Genomic DNA, 10,646 nt, shown 5'->3' with positions numbered 1-10,646 from the left:
TAAAATCTTTTTACCTAGCTCAATGTCTGGGTGATAGAACAAAGGTACCATACCAGATTCCTTCATTACATTTGCTACTTCTATTCTTGAATATTGTGCCATTTGATTTTTTTATTTCTCAGTTAAAATTTTGTTGAAATCGTAGTCTGAAGGATTGTTCACATATTTTTTTGCATCCTCATAATCATCTTCACCTACATAGAATAAATTTTGAAAGCATAATTCTGCCAATTCTGAATTGATATTGACCAAGCGAGGAGCAATTTTACCATTCTCATCTTGTATTTCTGATAAGAATAGGGGGGTAATCTCACCTCTAGAATTTGCAGTGACCATACAGCCACTTTTACCTTCGTCAAATAATTTTTTTACGCCAAGACCTAATACCGTACAAAGCGTAAGGTCAAAACCTATTGGTCTACAGCAGCGTAATTCATAGCCCAGTTCTACCGGTCTACTTTTAATATCTATACCTAACTCCTTTAATTTCTTTTGAACGAGCATATTAAAAATATGCGCTTTACTAACATTCCCTAACTCTGGGTGTCCATGATCGTCATAGGTGAATTTAATTTCACACTTGTCTAATTCAGACTCTGGCATATTATGGAAAACACCTTCACTGATCAATGCAACACCGTAATGAATATCTTCAATTTTGCGTTTGATCATGGATGAAATAACCATTCTTACCACTTTATCAAAAGTGATTGAAGTACGATCAAACATCTCAGGTATGATCATCATAGGGTAGTGACAGCTGGCAGCAATACCAAATGCTAAATGACCCGCAGAACGCCCCATGGTAGACATCACGAACCAGTTTTGGCTGGTACGTGCATCTTCATAAGCTGTATTCCCTATACGTACACCTTCATCTTTTGCAGAATGAAAACCAAATGTTGGATTTCTATCTGGTAACGGTAAATCGTTATCAATAGTTTTAGGTACGTGAATGTTAGAAATTGAAATGCCTTCTTTTTTTAAAAAGCCAGTAATTCTGTTGGCAGTAGAAGCGGTGTCATCACCACCTATGCTAACCAACAGTTTTACATTATTATCAATAAAAAGGCTAGTGTTTAGTTTTTCGTTTTTAGGTTTAAAACGGCTCATTATTAAAGTTGAGCCACCCCTACTGAAAATCCTGTCTGCATGGAAAAAATCGAATTCCTTGATTTGCGGATTCTCATCGAAAATTCCTTTAAAACCTTCATGCAAACCTAAAACGCGATAATTATCTTTTAAAAAAGCCTTTGCCACGGTACTGATTACGGTATTAATACCGGGTGCAGGTCCGCCACCGCAAAGAATTAAAATAGATTTTTTCGACATTTTTGTATTTTAGAAGGTCTAAAGTAGTTTTCTAATTATCTAGCAACTCTACCAGAGGCATCACCACCCATAAGTTTCTCAACTTCAGAAACTGTTACTAGGTTGGCATCTCCTTTAATAGTATGTTTTAAACATGATGCAGCTACAGCAAAATCAAGTGCATTCTGGTCATCTTCTGGGTATTTCAATAATCCGTAGATTAAACCACCCATGAAAGAATCTCCACCACCAACACGGTCAACGATATCTGTAATTTGGTATTGACGAGTTTCGTACATTTTAGTACCGTCCCATAATACACCTGCCCATGTGTTGTGCGATGCAGAGATAGAACCTCTTAACGTTGTAATTACTTTTTTAGCTTTTGGGAATTTCTTCATCATCTGCTTACAAACAGATAAGAAAGCTTCCGCTTTAACATCGGCACCATCTTTATGTACGTCTAATCCTTCAGGGTGAATTCCAAAATGTTTTTCAGCATCTTCTTCGTTTCCTAAAATGATATCACAATACTCTGTTAATCCTGCCATTATTTTTTCTCTGTGGGCATCGTCACAGTATGTCCAAAGTTTAGCTCTATAATTTAAATCTGTAGAAATTGTAATTCCTTTTGCACTTGCAGCTTTAACCGCTTCTAAACAAACATCTGCAGCACCTTGAGAGATAGCTGGCGTAATACCCGTCCAATGAAACCATTCAACACCTTCGAAAACAGCGTCCCAATCAATCATTCCAGATTCTATTTCTGAAATAGCTGAATGAGCTCTATCGTAAACTACTTTACTACCTCTTGATACCGCACCGGTTTCTAAGAAGTAGATACCTAAACGATCACCACCGTAAACAATTTTATCTACGCCAACGCCTCTTTTACGCATTTCCATCATTGCACATTCCCCAATATCATTTTTTGGTAAACGTGTTACGAAATCTACAGGAACACCATAGTTAGCTAAAGATACAGCTACGTTAGATTCTCCACCTCCGTAAACTACATCAAAATTATTAGCTTGAGAAAATCTTAAAAATCCTTGTGGTGCTAAACGAAGCATGATTTCACCGAATGTTACTACTTTTTTCATGTTGTTTTATAAGTTTAATATGTACTGATTTATAATTTGTTTAATCGATTAACCACTTTAGCTAAAAAATAACCAAAACAGACATTTTTTGTTTAAATTAATTAAAGTCTTACTTTTGGTTAATCGATTAAACAAATATATACAAACTAATTGAATAAAAAAAGAACAACTTTAAAAGACATTGCAAATGTTTTAAGTATTTCTACCGCAGCTGTGTCCAAAGCTTTAAATGATGACGCGCGTATAAGTGTTAAAACTAAGAAAGCTGTAAAACAGGTTGCCAAAGAATTAAATTATCAGCCTAATCATTTGGCAAGTGCCTTAAGAAAGGGTAAAAGTAAATTAGTAGGGCTGATCGTGCCTAGAACTAATAGTAATTTCTTTTCCTCTGTAGTTGAAAATATGGAAGAGGTTCTTGATAAGGCTGGCTACAACATTATAATAACTCAATCTAACGAGTCATTTGAAAAGGAGTGTGATAATATTGATACGCTTTTATATTTACAAGTTGATGGTATTATTGCGTCAATGGCAAATGAAACGGTTGACCTATCATATTATGAAAAAATAAAATCTAACGGTATTCCTTTAATTTTGTTTGATAGGGGAGAGAATGACCTGAATGTTGATTATGTTGGAATCAATGATTACGATAGTAGTCATATGATTATAGAGCATTTGGTAGCACAAGGCTGTAAACGTATTGCACATATAGGCGGTTACCGTAGAACACGAATATTCAATAACAGAATACGAGGTTATATAGATGCAATTAAAAAACACAATCTGCCGCACGACGAAGAATTATTGACTGAAAGTAGCCTTACACTAGAAGATGGTAGAAATCAAATAGAAAAATTATTGGCTTTAAAAAACAGACCTGATGCTGTTTATGTAGCAAGTGATTATGCTGCGTTGGGAGCTTTGCAGGTTTTGAAAGAAAGAAATATCAAAGTACCAGAAGAAATAAAATTAGTAGGTTTTGGTAATGAACCGTTTACTTCTTTGGTAACACCTTCAATTACAAGTATAAGTCAGCATAGTAAACAAATAGGAAAATTAGCTGCAGAAACCTTTTTAGGTTACGTTGATAAAGATGTGGTGCGTCAATCTTTGAATAAGATAATTTTAGATTCTGAATTAATTGTACGAGATTCTTCTAAATAGAAAAAGCGTTATTGTAGATTACAATAACGCTTTTTAATAAAGTATAAATATGTATTAGATACCTAAAGCTTGACCACCACCGATCTGTACAGTTTCAGCAGTAATGAAAGCAGCATCTTTGCTAGCTAAGAAAGAAACAACGCCAGCAACATCTTCTGGCTGACCTAATCTACCTAACATAATATTATTGGCCCAAGAAGCGAAAACTTCTGGTTTTGTAGCTTTAATTTGAGCATGGAAAGGAGTATCAATAGTACCAGGAGATACTGCATTTGCTCTAATACCATATTCAGCTAAATCTTTTGCTAAAGCTCTAGTTAAAGCATGAACTCCTGCTTTAGAAGTACCGTAGATACCAGCACCTGGTCCACCAGCTGTCCATCCTGCGTTAGATGTATAGTTAATTATTGATGGGTGCTCACCTTTTTTAAGGTAAGGTATTGCTGCTCTTGAAGCAAAGAAGGCAGAATCAAGATTCAAAGCCATAACACCTCTGTAAAATTCAGTAGTCATTTCTTCAAAACGAGCTCTACCGCCAAGACCACCTGCATTGTTTATAAGCGTATCAATCTTACCATATTTTTCACCGATCGCTTTAATGTTTTTTGCAACTGCTTCTTCATTGGTAACATCAAATCCTAAGTACTCAGCAGTAATACCTTCTGCAGTAAGTTCTTTGATTCTTTCAGCACCAGCTGCGTCATCTATACCGTTTAAGATAACGGTATAACCATCTTGTCCTAACCTTTTAGCAACTGCAAATCCTATTCCTCCAGTTGCTCCTGTAATTACTGCTACTTTTCCTTCTGTACTCATGTTATAATTTATTTTAATCTATTCTTAATTCAATTTATTTATTTTCATTTAGCGGTTCAATTTTACCGCATAATAACCAGATACTTGCTAAAGCAATTATGGCCATTGTTGCACCTATTACAAATGCAGGTGTATAATTGCCTCCAGAGGTTAGCCAAGGCACTAGATAAATTAATGCGGCTGCAGTCAATTTTGCTGCCATACCAGCTATTCCCGATAAAGTTCCAATAGTTTTACCACCAAAGAAATCACTAGGTAAAGTTTGAACATTACCGATGGCAGTTTGGAAACCAAATAATATTAGTGCCATTATTAATACGGCACCTGTAGGTCCGCCTGGGTTTGCCATTGCCAATAAACTAGGCAACATGATTAAGCATCCTATAGTAATTATGATTTTTCTTGTTTTGTCTACACTCCAACCTGCTTTCAAACGGTTTTGAGCAAAAAGACCTCCAAACCAAGCACCCAACATAGCGCCTACATATGGTACCCAACCATAAATACCAATGGTTTTAACATCCATTCCATAAACTTCGTTTAGGTAAATAGGTATCCATACTACAAATAGCCACCAAATTGGGTCAATAGCAGCAGAGGCGATAATAACTCCCCAGCTTTGTTTGTGTTTCAAAAGTTTACCAGTATCAGGGTTATAACCATCATCTGGAGTGCCATCATTATCTATATCTTGATTTTGTTGACCTGTTAAGATATAGTTTCGTTCTTCATCTGAAATCCAAGGATGATTTTTTGGTGGAGCTTTTACTAATATTAACCAAGGTATTAACCATAATAATCCTAAGGCACCAACTATAATGAATATCATTTGCCAACTGAAATATATAGTCATGGTGGCTATTGCAGGTATGGCGACAATACCTCCGATCGCTGCTCCAGAATTAAACAATCCTTGAGCAAATGCTCTTTCTTCAGTTGGGAACCATTCTCCATTTGCTTTTGCAGCACCCGGCCAGTTACCCGCTTCTGCAATTCCTAAAATTGTTCTAAAGAAGCCAAAGCTTAAAACACCTTGAGCAAGTGCATGAAGCGCAGTTGCAATAGACCATACACCAATTGAAATGGCAAAACCGATTCGTGTGCCTAACCAGTCTAGAATTTTACCGAAAATAGCTTGTCCAAATGCATACGCAAACATGAAAACTACAGATATGGTGGCAAATATTTCTTTACGTTCATCATTAGTGCTTTCAGGAAATAAATCTTCTGCGATATCTGGCCAAAGAACTCCGATAGACTGACGATCGATGTAGTTGATAATTGTTGCTATTGCAATCAATGCTATAACCCACCATCTTAATCCTTTAATATTCATAATTCTGTGCTTTTTGGTCTTGTTAGTTGATGAGAATAATTAGTTCTTTTAGTATAAAGCTTAAAGACCTTATATTCTTATATGGTTGGTTAATTTACTTTTTAAATGTTGTAGCAATATTTGTAAAGCTCATTAAAATGAACTTTCATCATTTCTTTTGCTTTTTGTGTGTTTTGATTTTTTATGGCATTAAAGATATCTTGATGCTCTTTTATTCGTTTAGAACCTTGATTCTTATCACAGACATGGTATTTTTCAAAGTTGTTGATGATTTCTGGCGTGATAATTAACATCATTCTGTTAATGGTGCTGTTTCTGCATGCCTGAGCAATTGCTAAATGAAAAAGTAAATCTTCTTGAACGGCATCTTCATTGTTCAGGACTTTTACTTTGTATGATTCTAATGCCGCTTCTATCTTTTTTAAATCGTCGTTAGTTCTACGTTTTGCGGCTAATCTTACTGTTTTAAGCTCTAACAAAATTCTTGTTTCAACCAATGATTTAAAATCAGGGTCTTCTAAAGCAAGAATGTCATCTATCATACCATTCATGGCTACTAAACCAATATCTGCTACAAAAGTTCCACTTTGTGGTTTAGATTTTAATATGCCGTAAAATTCAAGTTTCTGAATTGTTTCTCGAACATTTCCTCTACTAACTTCAAAACGTTCTGACAACATACGTTCTGATGGTAACTTATCGCCAGGTTCAAGATTTTTATTATTTATTAAATCTCTAATTTTAGCAATGATTTCATTGTGAAGTTGCTGATGGTCGTTTTTTGTTAGAATCTCTAGCTTCATATATCACATTTCATTGTTACGAAAAATTGGTTAACCAGATTGGTTTATCAAATTTATGAAAATAAATGTCTTTTCAAATTTTTCAAGAGTTTAATGTTCTAAACTTCATTGAAATTCTAAAGAAAGATGGACTGGCTCTCTCAAAAAAGCCAGCCATCTTAAAAAACTAACTCAAACAACTTTCTTTGAATAATGTTTTAATTTTTAATATCGATATATTCTCTAAGTTAATTCATGAATTTACTGATAGTAAAAATCAAAGCGTATAAGTTAATACCCTGGATTCTGTGTAATTACACCGTCACTTGCAAGTATTTCAGATGGTGGAATGGGAAACACGTAATAATTGCTATCAATAGTTTGTCCCATTGTTGCATCAACAGTACCTGTTCTAACTAAATCAAACCATCTATGTCCCTCAAAGGCTAATTCTAATCTTCTTTCCTGTGCAATAGCTTCTCTTACTTCAGCCTGTGAGCTTGCAGTACCTGTTAAACTTGTTAGTCCTGCTCTTGTTCTTATTGGATCTAACAATGGAAGTACTGTAGAAGCAGGTTCACTAGTTTCATTTAGTGCTTCTGCGTACATTAAAATAACATCAGATAATCTTAGTTCAATAAAATCTTGATCAAGACCGCCTAAGTATTTTACACCTTTTCTTGCAGCCACATCAACTGTTAAAGCTTCTCTTAAGTCAGTACCACCACCAGCGATAGCGCTTGCCTCAAAAGCATTTATTAAACTTAGGGTAACATTTTGTTCATCAGCTTTTGTATCACCACCTTGAAACCATCCTGAAAAAATAGTTCCACTTGCTGAATTTGTAATAGAGCTTGATATTTGAGTTGCAAATAAAATTTCTGAACTCTCGTCAATTACAACATTGGCAAAATCAGGCTCTAAGGTAACTCCTGCACCGGCAGCTGAATTGACAGCAGTTTCAAGAGCAATTTTTGCATTTGGGTAATCATTAATGTACATGTAAACTTTACCTAGAAATCCTTGAGCTGCGATTTTTGAAGCACGTCCTGTAGCTAACCCAGAATTATCTAAACCTGCTATAGCACTGGTTAAATCCGGAATAATTATCTCAGAATAAATATCTTCTGCGGGTTGTCTAGTTAAAAGAGAAAGATCAGCTGAATCTGGTGAAGGAGATAAATTTACAGATACATCACCAAAAGCAACTACTAATTTAAAGTATGACAATCCTCTTAAAAATTGAGCTTCTGCTATTTGTGTTGGGTCGTCAGAATTATCAATTACATTGTTAGCACTTAAAATTGACTTATATAAGTTGCTGTAAAACGGGCGAAAAAATATTTCTGATACAGCTAAACCTCCAAGGTCTGAATTGTACTCATGAAAATCTGGATAAGGTGGTTCATCATCAAAAATGATGTTATCCGCTCTAAACTCACCCATTACCGCTTGAGGTGTAACAACACCGGTATGGTAATAATAGGCAGCATTTAAAACGCCTTCAAAATTTGTTAAAGCACTAGATTCAAGTTCTACAGGGGGTGTTTGATCTAGTTCATTGTCACATGATATCATCAACATCATGGAAATGGCTATTATGGATATAGATTTTATTTTTATCATCGTTTCTTTATTAAAAATTAACATTAAGACCCAGAGTGAAGCTTCTTACAATAGGGCTTGCACCTTCTTGGTAACCATAGGTTGTAGGGCCTGCATAGCCAGAATTTTCAACTTCTACACCTTCTGGGTTGAAAGAGGTGTAATTGTCTGCCATGATATAAAGTAAGTTCGTCGCTGCTGCGTAAACTCTTAATGAACTAAGACCAACTCTTTCAGTTAAGTCTGAACTAAGAGTATAACCTAAAGTAAGGTTTCTTAAAGCAACGTATGAAGCGTCTTGTACAAGTGCACCATGTGCATTTCTAGTTTCAACATAATGCTTTCCTGCATTTGGACCAATATCGGCAATACGGTCGCCATTAGGGTCAAAAGCATCGGTTAATCTACCACCAAACTGTGATTTCCAATATATTGGGTCAAGATTATAAACCTCTGCACCTTGCGAACCTTGGAATTGAAAAGCAAAATCAAAATCCTTATAGGTCATATTACTAGAAAGTCCCCAGTAGAAATCAGGAGTAGCAGATCCTAACTTTACGTAATCACCCTCATAAGTGATTTCGCCATCACCATTTTGATCAACTACATACCATTCTGAACTACCGAAACCTATATTTCTTGAAGGGTCATTAATAAATTGTGTTTCAACTTCGCTAGTAACTGCATATCCCCACATTTCACCAATTTCACCACCAACGTAGTTTCTAAATTCTGCACCTCTACCACTTGGACCACCATAAACTTGTCTTGGTAATTCATCTAAAGCACCTAAGCTTGTAATTTCTGAATTTACAGTAGAGTAGTTAGCACTCATGTTCCATGAGAAATTATCGTTAGTTATTAATTTGGTAGTTAATTCTAGTTCTAGACCTGAACTTGTAACATCTCCACGATTCAAAGCAATAGAAGGAGTACCATTAACCTCAGAAATACTTTGGTTGATTAACATATCATTTACATCAGAAGTATAATAATCAGCACTTAATCTAAAACGATTATTGATGAACCCAAGATCAACACCGTAGTTGGTCTCTGTATTTGTCTGCCAAGTTAAATTAGCATTTGCTACATCTTCTGGGATAAGGAAACCTGTACCGAATGCAGTTGGTGAAGTTCCTAAGATACTCAATGATTGGTAAGAGCCTAAGAATGCTGCAGTACCTAATGAACCAGTGCTAAAACGTAATTTTAAGAGACTTAATTTTTCATTATCTTCTAAAAAAGTTTCATTGCTAACATTCCATCCTAATGAAAGTGCAGGGAAAACTGCATACTTTTCATTCTCACCAAAACGTGAATCACCATCTCTTCTTAAAGAAGCAGATATCAAATAACGATTATCATATGCATAAGCAACTCTACCAAAGAAACCTCTTCTTGACTGTTCTTCGTCAATTGTAGTAGTGTTGACATCTTCTGGGCTTACAAAAGAATAATTAAGTGGTAAGCCAAATGGTAAATTAGTAGCATCTGATGACGTCCCTTTAAAATAAGTATTGACAAATTCCATACCTATTACAGCAGTAACATCGTGTTTTTCAGCAAATGTTTTTGCGTAACTTAAGGTTGTTGTGCTTAAAACAGTAGATTTTTTAATACTTGAATTTGATAACTGAGAACGATCAGATCTTTGTTGACCATCTGTTACTTGAGCATGATACTCATAATTTTGAGTGTCTTGAATATCTGCTCCAAAAATGGTTTTCAGATTTAAACCTTCCATAAGTTCGTATTGTAAATATGAACTAGCGTTTGCAAAATATGTTTTTTGGAACCTTCTCGATTCATTAAATTTTGCGCCTACACCGGCATCACCAGTACCACCAATACCATTTTGGTTTCTGCCATATTGCCAATCATGAACTACATCACCAGGTTGTAAATCATAAATACTTGTAGGGTCTAAGCCAATACCTCTATAGCCTGCGTCAAAAGAGTCACTAAGTTGTGATATAGGATTACCGTTCGCAACACTAGCGTCGTAAACCGATTGTCTAGTTTGATCTAATTGTTGTACGAAATCAATAGACTCTTGTGTATGGTAAACAGGGCTAATACTATAAGCTCTTAAAAGATCTCTCATCTCCCAAGGTACTATTTCTTGATCACCAACAAACCCGTTCATACTTAAACCTGCCTTTAACTTTTCACTTAAGTTGGCGTCAATGTTCACACGACCATTATATCTTTCGTAACCTTGGCCTCTAACTATACCATCGGTATTTAAATAACCTAAAGAAGCAAATGCTTTTATATTTTCAGAACCACCACTAACGCTTACGTCATGGCTGGTAGAACTTCCATTTTTAAATAACCAATCTTCCATACTAATAACGTCTGGCGCATTAGTATATGCATCTAATCTATATTGTAATAAAGCTGGGTCAGTATTGGAAAGGTCGTAATCACCAGATTGTAAATCTTCTGCCCACTCGCCCGCTGTCTTTAGCATTTCAATGTCTTTAACATATTTGCTAGAAGTACTGGTATAAGTGTTGTAGCTGA

8 protein-coding genes and 1 pseudogene are annotated in these 10,646 nt (G+C 35.4%); 1 reads left to right on the top strand and 8 read right to left on the bottom strand.

Features of this window, described 5'->3' with window-relative positions; genetic code table 11:
* From ABJI11_RS13750 to ABJI11_RS13740, 3 genes and pseudogenes are all read right to left on the bottom strand, one after another.
* Nucleotides 1-102, bottom strand: a pseudogene (locus tag ABJI11_RS13750) (bifunctional 4-hydroxy-2-oxoglutarate aldolase/2-dehydro-3-deoxy-phosphogluconate aldolase); the annotation flags it as partial.
* A 9-nt stretch (nucleotides 103-111) separates the two neighbouring features.
* A complete protein-coding gene (locus tag ABJI11_RS13745) occupies nucleotides 112-1,332 on the bottom strand; it encodes a 6-phosphofructokinase (RefSeq protein ID WP_348353318.1) in 1,221 nt (406 codons plus the stop codon).
* 35 nt (nucleotides 1,333-1,367) lie between these two features.
* Entirely contained in the window at nucleotides 1,368-2,414 is a 1,047-nt protein-coding gene (locus ABJI11_RS13740; protein ID WP_348353315.1) for a sugar kinase, read from the bottom strand.
* A gap of 150 nt (nucleotides 2,415-2,564) precedes the next feature.
* Between ABJI11_RS13740 and ABJI11_RS13735 the strand changes: the two genes are divergently transcribed.
* On the top strand, nucleotides 2,565-3,581 hold the full coding sequence (locus ABJI11_RS13735) for a LacI family DNA-binding transcriptional regulator (protein ID WP_348353312.1): 1,017 nt from the start codon (nucleotides 2,565-2,567) through the stop codon (nucleotides 3,579-3,581).
* 54 nt (nucleotides 3,582-3,635) lie between these two features.
* Here the strand turns inward: ABJI11_RS13735 and ABJI11_RS13730 are convergent, their stop codons facing one another.
* From ABJI11_RS13730 to ABJI11_RS13710, 5 genes are all read right to left on the bottom strand, one after another.
* Complete coding sequence (locus ABJI11_RS13730; protein WP_276493751.1) at nucleotides 3,636-4,397, bottom strand: SDR family NAD(P)-dependent oxidoreductase; 762 nt, start codon at nucleotides 4,395-4,397, stop codon at nucleotides 3,636-3,638.
* A gap of 34 nt (nucleotides 4,398-4,431) precedes the next feature.
* A complete protein-coding gene (locus ABJI11_RS13725; protein ID WP_348353307.1) occupies nucleotides 4,432-5,733 on the bottom strand; it encodes an MFS transporter in 1,302 nt (433 codons plus the stop codon).
* Nucleotides 5,734-5,834: 101 nt separating this feature from the next.
* Complete coding sequence (locus tag ABJI11_RS13720) at nucleotides 5,835-6,536, bottom strand: FadR/GntR family transcriptional regulator (RefSeq protein ID WP_348353304.1); 702 nt, start codon at nucleotides 6,534-6,536, stop codon at nucleotides 5,835-5,837.
* A 270-nt stretch (nucleotides 6,537-6,806) separates the two neighbouring features.
* On the bottom strand, nucleotides 6,807-8,141 hold the full coding sequence (locus tag ABJI11_RS13715) for a RagB/SusD family nutrient uptake outer membrane protein (RefSeq protein WP_348353301.1): 1,335 nt from the start codon (nucleotides 8,139-8,141) through the stop codon (nucleotides 6,807-6,809).
* A 10-nt stretch (nucleotides 8,142-8,151) separates the two neighbouring features.
* Nucleotides 8,152-10,646: SusC/RagA family TonB-linked outer membrane protein (locus ABJI11_RS13710; protein ID WP_348353298.1), on the bottom strand; the 2,495-nt coding region annotated here is incomplete at its 5' end.

Source organism: Maribacter sp. (genome assembly GCF_039968975.1).
In the GTDB taxonomy this organism is placed as follows: Bacteria; Bacteroidota; Bacteroidia; order Flavobacteriales; family Flavobacteriaceae; genus Maribacter.
The sequence above is the reverse complement of the archived record's forward strand: the minus strand, read 5'-3'. Positions and strand labels throughout refer to the sequence as shown.

What these genes read in the sequence shown, in the direction of transcription:
- ABJI11_RS13745 (WP_348353318.1), bottom strand. Translation starts at nt 1,332, where the DNA reads ATGTCGAAAAAATCTATTTTAATTCTTTGCGGTGGCGGACCTGCACCC.
- ABJI11_RS13740 (WP_348353315.1), bottom strand. Translation starts at nt 2,414, where the DNA reads ATGAAAAAAGTAGTAACATTCGGTGAAATCATGCTTCGTTTAGCACCA.
- ABJI11_RS13730 (WP_276493751.1), bottom strand. Translation starts at nt 4,397, where the DNA reads ATGAGTACAGAAGGAAAAGTAGCAGTAATTACAGGAGCAACTGGAGGA.
- ABJI11_RS13725 (WP_348353307.1), bottom strand. Translation starts at nt 5,733, where the DNA reads ATGAATATTAAAGGATTAAGATGGTGGGTTATAGCATTGATTGCAATA.
- ABJI11_RS13720 (WP_348353304.1), bottom strand. Translation starts at nt 6,536, where the DNA reads ATGAAGCTAGAGATTCTAACAAAAAACGACCATCAGCAACTTCACAAT.
- ABJI11_RS13715 (WP_348353301.1), bottom strand. Translation starts at nt 8,141, where the DNA reads ATGATAAAAATAAAATCTATATCCATAATAGCCATTTCCATGATGTTG.